We start from the raw sequence: 16,550 nt of genomic DNA on the forward strand, positions 1-16,550 counted from the left end.
TCTGCTTTTCGAGTCAAAGTATCTTTTGCCATCTCCGTAAATGTGAAAATTAATGTCAACATTTCTATTATTACATACCATGCCTAATGGAAATCAACGATATAAGTCTAGATTGATAGAATCAAAAGGATCAAATCATTTTTTTATGCTTTTCCACATAGATATAATGTAAGGGACAGTATAAGAAAATACGTCTTTAGTCGTAGACAATATTCCATTTAAAGTCTATAGCAAAAAATAGCCTGTTTACGTTAAAATAGAATTAAATAAAACGTACATTTTTGAAACAAATGTTGATTAGGAACGTATAAAAATTAAAGGATACAAAGGCAGGAGTCGATTATAGTGAACTCATTTTTAATGTTTTTAGTGCGAACAGGCATCTCTTTTCCTGTAGGTGCTTTAACATGGTTAATTAGTTATGTGGGATTTGATCAATATTTCTTCCTTTCCGTTGCATATGGGATAGCAGCAACCGCTGTTACTTATTTTATCTCTGATGGTGTAATCAAGCATCAGTCAATGGTAAGGCAAGGATTATCAAGAAAGGAATATAAATTTATCCAGACGCAATTAAAGGAAGCGAATGAGAAAATTAGTCGTTTAAATCGACACGTATTTGCCATTCGTCACTTTCCTTCCTTTAAACAAAGAATTGATTTAATGCGCGTCACAAAGAAAATCTATCGATTAACGAAGGAAGAGCCACGCCGTTTTTATAAAGCGGACAAATTTTATTATTCTCACTTGGATTCTTTAGTGGAGATTGCTGAAAAATATGCACTGTTATCAGCTCAACCCAAAAAGAACAGGGCATTACAGGCAACTTTAAATGATACAAGAAGAACATTAGAGCAGCTTTCCAGAACGCTAGAAGACGATCTTCATGAAATACTGTCAGATGATATCGATGATTTGCATTTTGAATTAGATGTAGTAAAGCATACTTCTTATAAGGAGAAAGACAAGGATTTGATAGATGAAAGCAGGCGGCCTAAATGACAGATGAACGAGAAATGAAAACTATTTCAAATGATTATTTCTCTGACCCTTTAGGAGAAAGCAATAATTTGTTGATGAAAAAAGGCGAAACAGCTGAAACTGTTCGCCTTATTGATGTTTTGCCACCAGAAAATCAGAAACGGGCATATGAACTGGCGGCTAAGATTGATCCAACTAATCACCGAATTATGATTTCTTATGGAGCAGAAGCTCAGAAGAAATTGCTGTCTTTTTCTCACATGATGATTGAACACGTTCAGCGAAAAGATGTCGGAGAAGTAGGCGATGTTGTTGGCGAATTAATGGAAAGACTAAATGAAATAAATCCAGATGAATTACGGGTAGAGAAGAAAGGATTTTTTCGCAGATTATTTAGCAGGCCATCTAAAAGTGTTCAGGAGGTCCTTTCTAATTATCAGAAAGCGAGTGCGCAAATAGATCGCATGAGTGTCCGTCTTGAGCGCAGCAAAAATGTCCTGACTGCAGACATTCATCTATTAGAGCAATTGTATGAAAACAATAAAACATATTTCCAAGATTTGAATGTCTATATTGCGGCGGCGGAAATGAAGTATGAAGAAATGACAGAAAAGCTTATTCCTGAGAAAAAAAAGTTAGCGGAAGAATCAGGGGATCGGATGAAGTTACAAGAGGTAAATGATTTCATTCACTTTGCTGAATTACTCGAGAAGCGTATTTTCGATTTAAAAGTCAGCAGGGAAATTACCATACAAACAGCTCCACAAATCCGCTTGATTCAACATACGAATCGAACTGTGATTGATAAAATTCAGTCATCAATTATGACTGCGATTCCACTATGGAGAAATCAAGTTTCCATTGCTTTAACGCTTCTAAGACAGCGGTATGCAATGGAAACGCAAACGAGAATAAACACAAATAGGGTAGAATCAAATGTAAGAGAGATGGCAACAATCGCAAATGAAAATCAATCAGCAATGCAGGAAATAGAATCATTAAAAGAAACACAGTATAAATTGATGAATTCACTAGAAGAGACACTGCAAATCCAAGAAGAAGGCAAGCAAAAACGAAATCAAGCAGAGCAAGAGATTGTCCAAAGAGAAGGTAATTTAAAACAGTCATTAGATACGGCTAATAATAGGTATTAAAAAATTTGAATTTCTTCCGTTTCTGTGGAGAGAACATGAAATATAAAACTAGTAAAAAAGAGGCTGGGACAAAACTAAATAACTAATCTTTAAAGACGAACAATCTTTAATTTAACTCTTAAATAAAGCTACTTTATCTATGTTTTTAAATCTAGTTAAGTGTAAAAACTAAGTCGTTCCATTGCGCTACAGACGCACGATGCGCCGGGGAGGAAGCTAAGCCTCCTCGCTGCGAGGGCACTGAAAAACCGATGATTTTTAAATCCTAAAAATCATCGGTAAATCTATTTTCTAGTTTTTTATGTCTTATTTCCACATATCTCCATATCTCCATATGTGAAAGGTGGATTTCCTAAATCCTTCAATTCCTCCCCTTATTTTTCGTTCATTAACTTTAGAATTCTTTTTAAATTCACCGCAAATATGGTGGTGGCCCCTTGAATCTGCATACCAAATAAACCCGAGGAAGTTGCTTTTTTCAACCCGTGTCTGTTCTTTAATTCATTATTTTTCGCTTCTATTTTATATCGTTCTTTTGCCATTTTTTTGAATTCTTCTGTCTTTTGGAATGCCTCTTGTTCCAAATGAGTATTGGATTTAATCGTAACGGAAAACGACTTTGTTTTCGCTCCTTCTTTATAACACCCATTTTTAAATGGACAAACTTTACACTTCTCAACATCAAAAAAATATTTTAGTTGCGGATTTCTGTTTTCATCTTTTTCTCGTTTCTTTTTTCCTTTTTTAATGGCTAAGTGACCAGCGGGACAGGCATACATATCGGCATCTTTGTTAAATTCAAATCCCGTCTTACGATGAGGTTGTCCATTGGTTATTACTGGGTGTAATTTTGAAACAAGCTGCATGTTATTTTCCTTGGTATATTCTAAATTTTCTTTTGCAGAATATGCTGTATCTCCTAAGATAGTTTCTACCTTCATTCCTGCTTCATTTGTCTTTTCCACTAGCTCTTTTAAATACTTTCCATCTCCTTGTTCTCCAGAGGTAATAACAGCGGCAGTCACAATACGTTCATCAGACATGGCAATATGCGTTTTATAGCCGTGAAAGGCATGGTCAGCGGATTTATAACCTGTTCTCGCATCTTCATCACTGGAATAAGACGACTGTTCCTGGAAATCTTCTATTATTTCCTTTAATCCATTTACTTTTTCACGTACAGCTGGAATGTGTACGACCTTTGCCTCCTGTTCTATTACTTCTACTAATGCGGAACAATAGGCAAGCTCCTTTTCTACTTCATTCGAAGTAGGTTTGGCCGGAAATTTTTCCTTTATCGATTCATCGAACGAATAAATTAACTTTCGTACTTTTTTGGCTTTCTCTTGTAAATATTCTTTCGGTGATTTATTTCGATAACGGGAAAGGGTATGGGTGGCGTCTACGATAATCGTTTTACTCGTGATTATCTTCTTTTCCACTGCGATTTCTACTGTTTTCCCAATTAATAAGTCTAATAAAGCAATATCTTGAAGCCGCATTCTCCGAAATTTCGTTAGGGAGCTTGGATTGATCACTGGATCTTCTGGAGCCATATCTAAAAAATATTTAAAGGACATATCATACTTAGAACGTTCCACCACATCGATATCGGATAAATCAAAGATTACCTTTAAGAGTAGGTATTTAAACATACGGATTGGTGGGATAGCGTTTCTTCCATTATCCAAACAATACTTGGATGTTAGTTCCTCCAGGATAAAGGAAAAGTCAACCAAATCATTTATTTGGCGAAGCATGTTATCTTTCGGAACAACTAAATCGTAGATAAACATATATGGACTTAAGTTTAATGTCTCTTGTTTTTCAAGCATAAAATACTCCCCACCAACGTTTTTTTCCATTATATAAGAAAAAGGGGGAATATGGGGAGAAATTCCGCATATCCCCCCTTTTTTTGGGAGTTTTTCCAAATTAAATAAGAATTTATTTATTTGAAAGCGAATATTAAGTTGGTTTGGAGAGGTGACCGCTTGACTCCTATGGGAGCAGCGAGAAAGTCCGAGACCCTGCAGGAGCGTAGCGACGAAGCGGCTCGGCGCTCGCCCCATGGAAAGCAAGTGGTCACCTCGGAAAACAATTTACACATCTAAGTTTAAAAGGCGGTTACGACCAATCATCAATAGCTATCAGTTTTTCAGTGGTCTCCTCGCTGCGCTGCGGGGTCTAAAGCGTCTCTATTTCCCGCAGGAGTCGAGCGTCCTCCGCTCCATTTCACTTCGTTTTTAAATCTTTTTGGTTGAAATACTTTTGTCTCAGCCTCTTTTTCTACTATAAGCTTAGTAAACTGACGGGGCAAGTTAATAAAAAGGATATTTACATATTGATAACGAATTGTTGGTGAACAGAGTAAAGACGGAAGGGTGTTAAGGTGATGATAGGAATTAGTATAGCAACGAAGTGGGAATTTGAAGCGACATTGGAATATTTCGACATAAAAGATAATGAACGCTTTAGTTATCCTTATGGGGAGTATTTCATTAGAGCTATTAATGATACCGAACTTATTTTTTATAGTACTGGTGTAAGAAAAGTAAATGGTGTTGGTGCTAATCAGTATATGATTTCTAAATTTAATTTAATGAAAGTAATCGTTGCTGGAACATGTGCAGGAATTGATGATAGGTTCAGTAATTTAGATATTTTTGTACCTGATGCAGCCGTTCAATATGATTGCACAGTAAAAGAAATCGAGCCTTTTATTAAACAATCTTTCATAGTTGATATAGATTTGTCTAAATATGGAAATGGTTTTTATACCGGAACAATTGGCACCGCTGATAAAGCAGTAGTTATGTGGAAGGACTATTTAGAGCTTAAAGAAAACGAAATAACAATAGCTGATACAGAAGCGGGGGCAATTGCTTATATCTGTAAGAAGAATAATGTTGAATGTATTATTATTAAAGGAATATCTGATTTTCCAACAGATGAAAGAAACGCTGATAAATTTGAATCAAATATGGAACAAATTAATGTTTATTTAGAAAATACCCCCAAAGTTATGAATAAAATATTTGGCGAATATTTAAAGAGATTTATATAAATGAATTTTAATGAAGAGTATTTTCTTGAAAAAGTTTGTTTTAATTATTTGTGAAACAGCGTAATTATACTAAGTTTACTTTATTTAAGTATAAAAATACAGAAAATGGATGTGGTTATTCCTATTTCATGGAACAGGGTTATTCCATGGGAAAGCCTTCAGAGAACAAAGAATGATTGGATTTTAATAGTCCATATTAAATACTAATATATATTTCATATAAAAGAAAAGGAATAAAACTAAAAAAGATCAAGATAATCTTAATGAGCAAGATTATTTTGATCTGTTTATTTAATCCATTAACTTCCCAAAGGAAATCCGTTTATTTAAGAAGTGCATAATAGGTATTCCGATTGCCATGACAACAAATTCACCAATAGCTGTCGTTCCCCAAGTGATTAAGAAAGGGAATCCAAGTGCAAGATGCAATTGAAAGGCAATAATAAACATATTAAAAGTAAATACAAGTGTATTAATGATCATTCGTAAAAGATGACTTTTAACAAACTTGCTTATACCAATTGTGATTAACAAACAAATAATGGAATGAGCAACCCCAAAAGTTAAATCGTATAGCTTGATGGTTGAAAGGAATAAGTTTGCTAAAAATACGCCAACGACAATCCCATATATATATTTTTTGTTAAATACAACTAGATGATTAAATAATTCCGAAACGCGATATTGAATGTTTCCAAATGCAATTGGCGCAATTGCAATCGTAACAGCAACATATAATGCTGCCACCAAGCCGTTAACTGCAAGTGTTTTTGTTTTCATTTTTGCTTTTCTCTCCCTTAGTTTTTTTACGTGGGATGGTCTCGAACCACGTTAAACGATATCTTTCACACAGTGAATAATCATATAATAGATACCGTATGTCCGTCAATGGAATTTTATCCCGATTTAAACAGGAAGTAAGAATAAAAAGAGTGAAAACGGTATTTTTCCCAATAATTGTTCATCGAGAGGGGCTGTGTATGAATAAACACGATTTTACACGGATAAGCAAACGGGAGTCTTATTGAAACTAAGATAGGAATATATAGATCAAGAGGTGATTCAATGAGTGTTATATTGGCACTACTAGCAGCAGTATTTGCAGCATTAACAGGAATATTTGCAAAGATAGGAATTAAAGATGTAAATTCAAATTTAGCAACGGCAATTAGAACAATTGTTGTATTAATCATGGCTTTATTAATGGTTTTGGTTACGAAACAATTAGATAGTATATTTTTTGTTAGTAAGAAGTCTCTTGTCTTTCTTGTTTTATCAGGAATAACAACAGGTCTATCATGGCTCTGCTATTTTAAAGCAATCCAAATTGGCGATGTTTCAAAAGTAGTTCCAATTGATAAATCGAGTGTTATTTTAACGATTCTTTTTTCGTTTGTTTTTTTAGGAGAGCCTGTGACGACGGCAATTGTCATCGGCGGTACGCTAATAGCGATAGGAACTTTTGTTTTAATAGGAAAAATTAAAAAGAGTGCTGAAACATCGTATTCCAATTCATACATATTTTTAGCGTTGCTATCAGCAGTATTTGCGGCATTAACAGCGATTCTCGCCAAGATTGGGATAGAAGAAGTAGATTCAAATGTGGCTACCTTTATTCGTACAATCGTTATTATTATTTTTGCTTGGGGAATAGTCTTTTTCCAACGAACGCAAACACAAATAAAAACAATATCTAGAAAAAGCTATCTTTTCTTAATCATATCAGGAATAGCAACAGGATTGTCATGGCTTTGCTTTTTTGCAGCAATCTCTATTGGAAAAGTATCCATCGTAGCACCAATTGATAAGTTTAGCGTCGTCATTACCGTCATTTTAAGCATTATTATCTTAAAAGAAAAGCCGACGAAAAACACACTGATTGGCTGTGTGATTATTACAATAGGAACAATATTTCTTTTATTTTAAAGTAGATACTAAGAGACCTTTACTATACATCAAGTATATTTAGGTCTTTTTTATAGAATAGAGCGCTCAGATTTCTTGAATTTCTTTCTTAACTAACACGAATTGCCAAGAGGTATCTTGCATGAAAGGTTGTAATCTTGTAAGATAATGTTAATTGTTAGAAAAATAAAAGTTTTCAAATAATAAGGCTTATTTTAAATCAAAGTGACATAAGAATAGGTTAACTACACATGAATGAGAGGAAGGATGAAACATGGGAGCATTCGTTTTCAGTCTGGCTTTGGAGTGATGGGACGGTATGTGCCATGTATAAAAAAGGAACTGGATTAAATTGGAAGATATAAATCGAATTGATTACATAGGGTTAAAAAAGTTGGTTTTTCTATTAAAAATAATATAGAAGAAAATAAGGGGGAGACAAAAAAATGGGAAGAAAAACCGTTTTATCAACAAAAAATGTTGTAGCAATTGGGATTGGTGCCGCTGTATTTATTATTCTAGGAAGATTTGCCGCTATTCCTACAGGAGTTCCAAATACATCCTTTGAAACCTCCTATGCTTTTCTTGCATTAATGTCTGTAGTATTTGGACCAGTCGTAGGTGGGCTAATAGGATTTATAGGTCACGCATTAAAAGATATTCTAGTATGGGGCTCACCTTGGTGGAGCTGGATCATTGTATCTGGAATAGTCGGAGTTGGTTTTGGTCTAGCTTGGAAAAAAATAAACATAAAAGAAGGCATTTTTGGCTTGAAACAGATACTTACATTTAATGTTGTCCAAATAATCGTTCAAGCAATTGGCTGGTTCGTTCTGGCACCTCTATTGGATGTGCTAATTTATGCAGAACCTATCAATAAAGTTATTTTACAAGGGCTAGTTGCAGGCGGTTTAAATATCGCTACAGTAGCAGTGCTTGGAACATTATTAATCTATGCTTACTCCAAAACAATTAGTAAAACTAATAGCTTAGAAAAAGAAGAGACATTTTAGCAAATTGGCCAATTATAGGAAGTGGACCATATGAACGACAGTTTGTTCCCAATTACTGAGTTTCGAGAATACAACGAGATATGTGTTTTTAAAAGTGGGAGAGTAGGATGAATAAACCAATAATAGAGTTTAAAGATTTCGGCTTTAAATACAGGAGTCAGTCTCAGCCAACCTTATCGAATATCAATCTAACAATCTATGAAGGGGAAAAAGTGTTAATCGTAGGACCTTCTGGATCCGGAAAGAGCACCCTGGCTCATTGTGTAAATGGATTAATACCTTTTTCTTATGAAGGCGAGATTTCAGGGAGCCTTAGGATAAAAGAGAAGGAAACTAAATCGGAGACTATTTATGAGCTATCCCAATCTGTGGGAACTATATTGCAAGATACAGATACTCAGTTTATTGGATTAACAGTAGGAGAGGATATTGCATTTGTATTAGAAAATAATCAGGTTTCCTCGAAATTGATGCGAGAAAAAGTAATGGAAGCAGCTTCTTTAGTAGGGATGGAGCAGTATCTAGATGCTTCGATTCATCAACTATCTGGGGGACAAAAGCAAAGAGTCGCATTAGCAGGTGTCTTAATACAAGAAGTAGACATATTACTTTTTGATGAACCACTAGCAAATTTAGATCCGGTAGCTGGCAAACAGGCGATGCATCTAATCGCAGACATTCATAAAAGGCATAATAACACCATTATTATTATTGAACATCGATTAGAAGAGGTATTAGAGGCAGAGGTCGATCGGATTTTACTCATTGATCATGGAACCTTAATAGCAGATCTTTCTCCCCAGGAATTACTCACTTCTAGCTTATTAGATAAGCATCGTTTGAGAAAACCACTTTATGTAAAACTATTACAGGACGCAGGCGTTCGTTTGCCTAATCATATACCCATTCACCCTCTGTCTATGATTCCCTTAAAGGAATATAGACAGAATGTAATCAAGTGGTTTCAAGGGAGAAGTCGAGAATTACAACGAAAAAAACAAGCGACTTTACTAGAAGTAGATAAGCTGTCTTTTACTTATCCAAATCAGAATAGAGGGATAAGAAATTTGTCTTTTTCATTAGAAAAGGGAGAAATGGTCAGCATTGTTGGGAAAAATGGCGCTGGGAAATCGACTCTTGCTAAGCTAATTAGTGGGTTTGAAGTGCCGAAAGAAGGGTCCATCTTCTTAAATGGTATGGATATTACCAAGCTTACCATTAAAGAAAAGGGGCAAAAAATAGGATTTGTCCTCCAAAATCCAAATCATATGATTTCAAAGCACTTGATTAAGGAGGAAGTTGCATTAGGTCTAATCAATCAAGGGATGAATCCAACTGAAATAGAGAAGAGAGTAAAGAAAGTACTGAATATATGTGGCCTGCTTCCTTATCGGAAATGGCCGATTTCTGCTTTAAGCTATGGGCAAAAGAAGCGGGTAACGATTGCATCCATCTTAGTATTAAATCCGGAGATATTGATATTAGATGAACCAACCGCAGGACAAGACTTATATCATTATACAGAAATAATGGATTTTTTACTCGAGTTAAATCGCACAGGAATAAGTTTGATGATCATTACTCACGATATGCATTTAATTCAGGAATATACAAGTAGAACGATGGTGCTAGCGGATGGAGAAATCATCGCAGATAGCAGTCCTGCGAATATATTAACAAATCCACAAATAATGAAAGCTGCCAATTTGAAAGAAACGTCTCTCTATGAAATGGCAAAGCTTTTGCAGGTGGAAAGTCCAAGTGAATTCATTGACGCATTTATTTCATATGAGCAAGAGGGGAGAAAAACATGGCAGAAATGCTAGCCTATTTAGACAAAAATTCACCCATTCATCGTCTTGCCGGCGCTACTAAATTACTTTGTTTTATACTATGGTCCCTTGCAGCCATGCTTACATATGATACGCGGATATTAGTGTTCATGCTAGTCATTGGACTTACGCTGTTTAAATTATCTAAAATTCGCTGGAAAGAAGTTTCCTTTGTTGTACTCCTTTTTGGTTTATTTCTTTTGCTAAACAATATAGCTATTTTTTTATTTTCACCGAAACAAGGCGTCGAAATTTATGGCACGGAGCATTTGCTTTTTTCACTAGCAGGTCCCTATGAGGTAACAACAGAGCAGCTGTTTTATTTGTTTAATGTGACATTGAAATACTTTACGGTTATTCCAATCGCTCTATTATTTATTTTAACGACCAATCCTAGTGAATTTGCTTCATCCTTTCATCGGATTGGCATAAGTTACCGCATTACCTATGCAATTAGTATAACCTTGCGCTATATTCCAGATATTCAAAGAGATTACCGCAATATCGCCTTATCCAAGCAAGCTAGAGGAAATGATTTATCAAGAAAGGCTTCTCTTATAACACGTGGGAAAAATGCAATGGGAATCATTATTCCATTAATCTTTGTAAGCTTAAATCGAATTGAAGCAATAAGCAATGTGATGGATCTAAGAGGATTTGGCAAAAAGAAAACGAGAACTTGGTACTGGGAAAAACCATTTGATATAGGAGATTATCTCGCTATTTCACTAGTAGCAATTTTATTTATTAGTAGTATTGTTATTACCTTTTATGATGGTCAACGATTCTACAATCCTTTTGAGTAGAAGCTATGGGACAGTAAGAATCAGCATTTTAATCCCAAATACAAAGAGAGTAGGAATGAGATATGTCGATTATTGGAATGAATAAAATGGAAAGTGTATTTACGAAAATGCTTGAAAATCAGCTTGTAAAAGAAGGACTCGTGTTTTTGCAAGAGGATGATGAGAACACATTAAATGAACAAATTGAGCTTACCTTAGTTCCAGCTCCGTCCTTTCAGGAAGCAGAGAAAGGAAAGCTTTTTCAATCGAAATTAGCATCATTTGGTTTAGATGATATTCAACAGGATCGGCATGGGAATGTATTTGGAATAAGATATGGAACAGGAAAAGGACCAAGAATCTTTGTCTGTGCCCATTTAGATACAGTATTTCCGGAAGGAACAGTCATTACAGCAGAGTGGAAGGATGGAAAAGTGTACGCACCTGGAATATCGGATGATGGAAGAGGACTAGCTGCAGTGTTGACGGTTTTACGTGCTTTTCATAAAACGAATATTGAAACAGAAGGTGATATTATCTTCGGAGCAACGGTTGGGGAAGAAGGATTAGGAGACCTGCGCGGCGTGAAAGGCTTGTTTAAGGATAGGGAGGATATTGATGCATTTATTTCCCTAGAGCCTGGTACGCCAGAAGAGATTACCTATTTAGGGACAGGCAGCCACCGCTATCATGTCACGTATAAAGGCTCTGGTGGTCATAGCTTTGGGGATTTTGGAATACCGAGCGCGATACATGCTTTAGGTAGAGCTGTAAGTGAAATGGCAGATTTAGAAACACCGCTTGATCCGAAAACGACTTTTACAGTTGGTACCATAACTGGAGGAACTTCTGTCAATACGATTGCGCAAGAGGCAAGCATGATGGTTGATCTACGGTCTAATTCACAAGAAGAACTTCTTCAGTTAGAGGAAAAGGTATTGGCTATTTTGGAAAAAGCGGCAGAAGAGGAAAATAACCGCTGGAGCAGTGAAAAAACAGCGATTGAGGTTGTGATAAAACAAGTTGGAAATCGCCCAGCAGGAACACAAGATCCAGAGGCTGCGATTGTTCAAACGGTTATCGCAGCTGGAAAAAGCATCGGGTTAACACCTGTTCGTTCATCTGCTAGTAGCACTGATTCAAATGTGCCGATTAGTTTAGGAATCCCTGCTGTTACATTAGGAGCAGGAGGAGCATGCGGTGGCATTCATACGTTAGAAGAATACTTTGATCCAAAAGATGCATATCTTGGCCCACAAAATCTATTTTTAACAATTTTAGGATTAGTAGGCATAAAGGATAGTACCGAGCCTTTATTGTAAAGTTAGCTGGAGTGGGGTGGGGAAAGATAAGTTTTAGTAAAGCTGTCTGCAACGTAGAAGTTGTCGATGGCTTTTTTTGTGGGAAATTAAGTGGGGCGATGCGTCTTGAGTCTGTGCCCGTAGGTTGGGGAGAATAGGGCAAAAGGGAATAGAGAATCCCTATCAGTTACCATTAGACAGTTGTGGAAGAGAAAAAGGTAACAGAGAGCCGTTCTCTAAGCCCAAAGCATAGGGAAAAAGGAGAAAAAGGTAACAGAGAGCCGTTCTCTAAGCCCAAAGCATAGGGAAAAAGGAGAAAAAGGTAACAGAGAGCCGTTCTCTAAGCCCAAAGCATAGGGGAAAAGGAGAAAAAGGTAACAGAGAGCCGTTCTCTAAGCCCAAAGCATAGGGAAAAAGGAGAAAAAGGTAACAGAGAGCCGTTCTCTAAGCCCAAAGCATAGGGAAAAGGAGAAAAAGGTAACAGAGAGCCGTTCTCTAAGCCCAAAGCAAAGGAGAAAAGGAGAAAAAGGTAATAGAAAGCCGTTCTCTAAGCCCAAAGCAAAGGAGAAAAGAAGGAAAAGGTAATAGAGCTCCACCACTACTTCCCCAGAGTCATCATCCCCAAAAAAATGTAAACTATTTTCACCAACGAAAAATTTTTTGTAAATAAATTTCCCCCTGACTTATTCCTGACACATTTCTTTTTTATTCTATTACTTGTAAGCAGCAGGACAAGACATTCAGACGAATAAATAATTATTTTAATAGAATAGAAAGAGGTTGAAGCAAAAGATGAAAAAAAGTATAAAGAAGTGGATTATTAGTGGAGTATCGGTAGTAGTAATAGGTACAGGAATTGGATCTTATTATTATTTTACAAATGATAATCAAACAGAAGTAAGAGCACAGGTTAGAACCCAAACGGCGACTGCTGAAACTGGTGATGTAGAAATAGAGATAAGTGGGACAGGAAGCATTGCAACCATTAATAAAGAAACCTATACTTCTACAGGCAACGCAACTGTTGATGAAGTGCTAGTCGAAGTTGGGGATGAAGTAGAAGAAGGTGATGAACTAGTAACTTTTGAAGATGATACACTTGATCCAATTGAAGCTACTTTTTCTGGTGAAATTACTGCCTTGAATGTAGAGGAAGATGGAAATGTATCGATGGGAACAGAAGTCGTTACTGTTACGGATTATGATCATCTAGAAATGGTTGTAAATGTAGATGAATTAGATATTTCTAAAGTGAAGGTTGGACAAGAAGCAAGTATAAGCGTGAGCGCACTTGAAGACAAAGAATTTACTGGAAAGGTAACAAGTGTTGCGAAAGAAGCAAATAGCGATAATACTAGTGTTGCTAAGTATGCTGTAACGGTCAAAATAAGCAAGCCTAGTGGGTTATTAGTTGGTATGACAGCAGAAGCAACTATCACAACAAGTACAGCTAAAGATGTCATCACTGTTCCGATTGAAGCAGTACAGAAGGAAGATGACGAATATTATGTGCTAGTGGCATCTGGAACAACAACAAATGAAGATGGAACAACAGAAACTGAATCTACTAAACAAACAGTTGAAGTAGGACTTGAAAATACTGAGGTAGCAGAGATAAAGAGTGGTTTAGAGGAAGGAACAACTGTTGTACTGCCAACATTTGAATCATCAAGTGATAGTGAGACACAAGGTATGTTCCCTGGCGGCGGCCAAATGCCAAGTGGTGAAGGTAGAGGTCAGATGCCAGAAGGAGGCCAAGGTGGCGGAATGCCTTCCGGTGGATTTGGAGGTGGAAATTAATGATTGAACAGCATGCACTTGTTGAGATAAAGAATGTAAAGAAGGAGTATACGCTTGGAGGAGAAACGGTTACTGCATTAGATAATGTTAGTTTCACTGTCAATAAAGGCGATTTTATTGCGATTATTGGTCCGTCAGGCTCTGGTAAATCAACGCTCATGAATATGATTGGTTGCTTAGATACTCCAGATTCTGGGGAATATTACTTAGACGGACAAAATGTTTTCTCCTTAAAAAGCAAACAGTTAGCAGAGGTTCGAAATCATAAGATCGGTTTTATTTTTCAATCCTTTAATCTTCTAACCAAACAATCTGCATTTGAAAATGTAGAATTACCATTGGTTTATAGAGGAATTGGTAGTAAGGAAAGAAAAGAAATTGCCTTACAAGCTTTGAAAAAAGTAGGACTATTAGAAAGAGCAGGACATAAACCAACAGAATTATCTGGCGGTCAGCAACAGCGCGTGGCAATTGCCCGTGCTCTTGCTGGGAATCCTCCGATTTTACTTGCTGATGAGCCTACTGGAGCCCTTGATAGTAAAACAGGAGTAGAAGTAATGAATTTAATGAAAGATCTAAATAGACAAGGGCATACCATTATATTAATAACCCATGATTTAGAAATTGCGAAACAGGCGAAGCGAGTTATTCGCATTCAGGATGGCCGGTTAGCAGAGACAAAGGAGGTAGTTGTCTCTTGAGATTAGGACAAGCAATCAAGATATCTTTTAAAAATATTACAATGAATAAATTAAGAGCGGTGCTTACCATGCTTGGTATCATCATTGGTGTAGCAGCGGTCATTGCATTAACCTCATTAGGAATGGGAGCCTCTAATTCCGTTTCCGATGAAATTTCGGGGTTAGGAACGACAACCGTTTCTGTCAATCTTTCAGGAAATTCGAGTGATGAAGAGGTTGTAGATTATGATGAACTGATGTCGTTTGAGGAATATGATGAAGTGAAGGCAGTTTCTCCAACAGTCACAACTTCTAGTACACTTAAAAATGGAACAACATCAAGTTCTGGTGTTACCGTTACTGGTGTTACGACTTCTTATGAAACCGTGCAGGATATTACTGTACAGTCAGGAAGAAATGTGATGGATATTGATTTAGACAATCGCAATAAAGTAGTAGTCCTCGGGTATAATGTAGCAACAGAATTATTCGGATTCACCAATCCAGTCGATCAAACGGTTCAAATTGATGGGACAACATATAAAGTAATCGGCGTGCTTGCAGAAAAAGGAGAAGAGTTAACTGGATCGGTTGATGATTCCGTTCTTATCCCATTTACAACAGCACAGCGTTTTATCGGACAAACATACGTTACATCAGCAACTGTATTGATGACGGATGAGGATTCAGTAGAAATGGGAATGGCAAAAATGAAGCAGAAATTATACAATCAGTTTGATGGAGATGAAACTTTATATTCTGTGCGAAATCAATCTTCTGTGTCAGAGGCTTTGGATTCTGTTTCTAATACAATGACCTTATTATTAGCCGGTATTGCGAGTATTTCCTTAATTGTTGGGGGAATTGGAATCATGAATATCATGCTTGTTTCGGTTACGGAAAGAACAAGGGAAATTGGAATTAGAAAGGCAATCGGTGCTAGAAAAAAAGACATTATGCTCCAATTTTTAATTGAAGCAATTGTACTTAGCGCGTTAGGTGGAATTCTTGGAGCAGCTATTGGAATAGGAAGCGCAGAAATTTTGTCTAGTACATTAGATATGACTTCCCAGATTACTTGGTGGGTAGTTGGAGGGTCGGTTAGTTTCTCTGTCTTGATTGGGGTTATATTTGGAATCTTCCCAGCTAACAAGGCTTCCAATTTAAGTCCACTAGAAGCATTAAGATATCAATAATAAAAGGAATAGATCAGCCATCTGTTAGCAGAAAAGGTCTGATCTATTTTTTTATTATTTAAATTAGCGGTATAATGGATTTCACTAGGAAAAAATAAAGCATGAGGAAAAAAGTAGATGAAAAAAATTCTAATTGTAGAAGATGAACTAGCAATTTCCATGGTTCTAGGAGCATATTTAGAAAACGTAGGATACGATGTGGATTATGCGTATGATGGAGACGAGGCTTTACAAAAGCTTGAAGAAGAAACGCCCGCTTTAATCCTATTAGATATCATGATGCCCTATTTGGATGGCTGGGGTGTCCTATCCTATATTCGGAAGAAATCAGCATGTCCAGTTATTATGCTTACGGCCTTATCCGATACAGAACAGAAGTTAAAAGGATTTGAAAATGGGGCTGATGACTATATAACAAAGCCCTTTGTAGGAGAGGAAGTTATTGCGCGTGTACAAGCGGTTTTAAGAAGGTCTTCTCATTATCAAGACGATGATGAGCGTGTTAAATACTATGGTGATTTAAAAATCAACTATGTGTCACATCAGGTTTTTCTTAATGGAATTGAGGTTCCCTTTACCCCTCGTGATCTTGCTGTTTTTCTCTTTCTAGCAAGTTATCCCAACCAAACCTTTACAAGGGATCAGCTTCTAGACCATGTGTGGGGAAGAGACTATGATGGGAGTGATCGGGCAGTTGACCTGGCGATTAAAAGAATAAGGAAATTATTAAATGGGTGGGATCCGAAAGATGGCGAAATTAAAACATTACGGGGACTTGGCTATCAATTTTATATTCAGGAAAAACAATAAAGAAAAAACGCCTCTTCTTTATTATT

At 36.5% G+C, this 16,550-nt stretch carries 14 protein-coding genes and 1 riboswitch; of the genes, 12 read left to right on the forward strand and 2 right to left on the reverse strand.

Annotated features, from left to right (window positions below; all coding sequences use genetic code 11):
* The first annotated feature begins 345 nt into the window (after nt 1–345).
* Both ACWNMZ_RS05490 and ACWNMZ_RS05495 read left to right on the forward strand, forming a co-directional pair.
* The gene (locus ACWNMZ_RS05490; protein WP_031540291.1) at nt 346–1,002 is read left to right on the forward strand and encodes a 5-bromo-4-chloroindolyl phosphate hydrolysis family protein; all 657 of its coding nucleotides are present in this window, start codon (nt 346–348) and stop codon (nt 1,000–1,002) included.
* The gene (locus ACWNMZ_RS05495) at nt 999–2,135 is read left to right on the forward strand and encodes a toxic anion resistance protein (RefSeq protein ID WP_449598342.1); all 1,137 of its coding nucleotides are present in this window, start codon (nt 999–1,001) and stop codon (nt 2,133–2,135) included. Before ACWNMZ_RS05490 ends, ACWNMZ_RS05495 begins: the two co-directional genes overlap by 4 nt.
* A gap of 374 nt (nt 2,136–2,509) precedes the next feature.
* Here ACWNMZ_RS05495 and ACWNMZ_RS05500 read toward each other — a convergent pair whose 3' ends face one another.
* Nucleotides 2,510–3,970, reverse strand: coding sequence for an IS1182 family transposase (locus ACWNMZ_RS05500; RefSeq protein ID WP_449598492.1), 1,461 nt, complete (start codon nt 3,968–3,970; stop codon nt 2,510–2,512).
* A 560-nt stretch (nt 3,971–4,530) separates the two neighbouring features.
* On the opposite strand from ACWNMZ_RS05500, the gene ACWNMZ_RS05505 reads away from it, so the two are divergent.
* A complete protein-coding gene (locus ACWNMZ_RS05505; protein WP_031539218.1) occupies nt 4,531–5,202 on the forward strand; it encodes a 5'-methylthioadenosine/S-adenosylhomocysteine nucleosidase family protein in 672 nt (223 codons plus the stop codon).
* A gap of 291 nt (nt 5,203–5,493) precedes the next feature.
* On the opposite strand, the gene ACWNMZ_RS05510 is transcribed toward ACWNMZ_RS05505, so the two are convergent.
* On the reverse strand, nt 5,494–5,982 hold the full coding sequence (locus tag ACWNMZ_RS05510) for a QueT transporter family protein (protein ID WP_031539217.1): 489 nt from the start codon (nt 5,980–5,982) through the stop codon (nt 5,494–5,496).
* A gap of 11 nt (nt 5,983–5,993) precedes the next feature.
* Nucleotides 5,994–6,038: riboswitch (PreQ1 riboswitch) on the reverse strand.
* A gap of 229 nt (nt 6,039–6,267) precedes the next feature.
* Between ACWNMZ_RS05510 and ACWNMZ_RS05515 the strand changes: the two genes are divergently transcribed.
* The 9 genes from ACWNMZ_RS05515 to ACWNMZ_RS05555 all read left to right on the forward strand — a co-directional run bounded on the left by ACWNMZ_RS05515 (nt 6,268) and on the right by ACWNMZ_RS05555 (nt 16,524).
* A complete protein-coding gene (locus tag ACWNMZ_RS05515; RefSeq protein ID WP_031539216.1) occupies nt 6,268–7,128 on the forward strand; it encodes an EamA family transporter in 861 nt (286 codons plus the stop codon).
* Between the two features lie 425 nt (nt 7,129–7,553).
* Entirely contained in the window at nt 7,554–8,120 is a 567-nt protein-coding gene (locus ACWNMZ_RS05520; RefSeq protein ID WP_251629720.1) for an ECF-type riboflavin transporter substrate-binding protein, read from the forward strand.
* Between the two features lie 107 nt (nt 8,121–8,227).
* On the forward strand, nt 8,228–9,946 hold the full coding sequence (locus tag ACWNMZ_RS05525) for an ABC transporter ATP-binding protein (RefSeq protein ID WP_251629719.1): 1,719 nt from the start codon (nt 8,228–8,230) through the stop codon (nt 9,944–9,946).
* Complete coding sequence (locus tag ACWNMZ_RS05530) at nt 9,931–10,758, forward strand: energy-coupling factor transporter transmembrane component T family protein (protein ID WP_251629718.1); 828 nt, start codon at nt 9,931–9,933, stop codon at nt 10,756–10,758. The genes ACWNMZ_RS05525 and ACWNMZ_RS05530 overlap by 16 nt, the downstream gene beginning before the upstream one ends.
* Before the next feature lie 62 nt (nt 10,759–10,820).
* Nucleotides 10,821–12,059 (forward strand): M20/M25/M40 family metallo-hydrolase, encoded by a 1,239-nt coding sequence (locus tag ACWNMZ_RS05535; protein ID WP_251629717.1) that lies wholly within the window; start codon nt 10,821–10,823, stop codon nt 12,057–12,059.
* Between the two features lie 771 nt (nt 12,060–12,830).
* The gene (locus ACWNMZ_RS05540) at nt 12,831–13,838 is read left to right on the forward strand and encodes an efflux RND transporter periplasmic adaptor subunit (RefSeq protein ID WP_048717298.1); all 1,008 of its coding nucleotides are present in this window, start codon (nt 12,831–12,833) and stop codon (nt 13,836–13,838) included.
* Nucleotides 13,838–14,539: an ABC transporter ATP-binding protein gene (locus ACWNMZ_RS05545; RefSeq protein WP_235252035.1), complete on the forward strand. Its 702-nt coding sequence runs from the start codon at nt 13,838–13,840 to the stop codon at nt 14,537–14,539. Before ACWNMZ_RS05540 ends, ACWNMZ_RS05545 begins: the two co-directional genes overlap by 1 nt.
* A complete protein-coding gene (locus ACWNMZ_RS05550; RefSeq protein ID WP_251629714.1) occupies nt 14,536–15,714 on the forward strand; it encodes an ABC transporter permease in 1,179 nt (392 codons plus the stop codon). Before ACWNMZ_RS05545 ends, ACWNMZ_RS05550 begins: the two co-directional genes overlap by 4 nt.
* 117 nt (nt 15,715–15,831) lie before the next feature.
* Complete coding sequence (locus ACWNMZ_RS05555; RefSeq protein WP_031539201.1) at nt 15,832–16,524, forward strand: response regulator transcription factor; 693 nt, start codon at nt 15,832–15,834, stop codon at nt 16,522–16,524.
* Nucleotides 16,525–16,550: the final 26 nt, after the last annotated feature.

This window comes from Niallia sp. Marseille-Q9988, assembly GCF_976954375.1.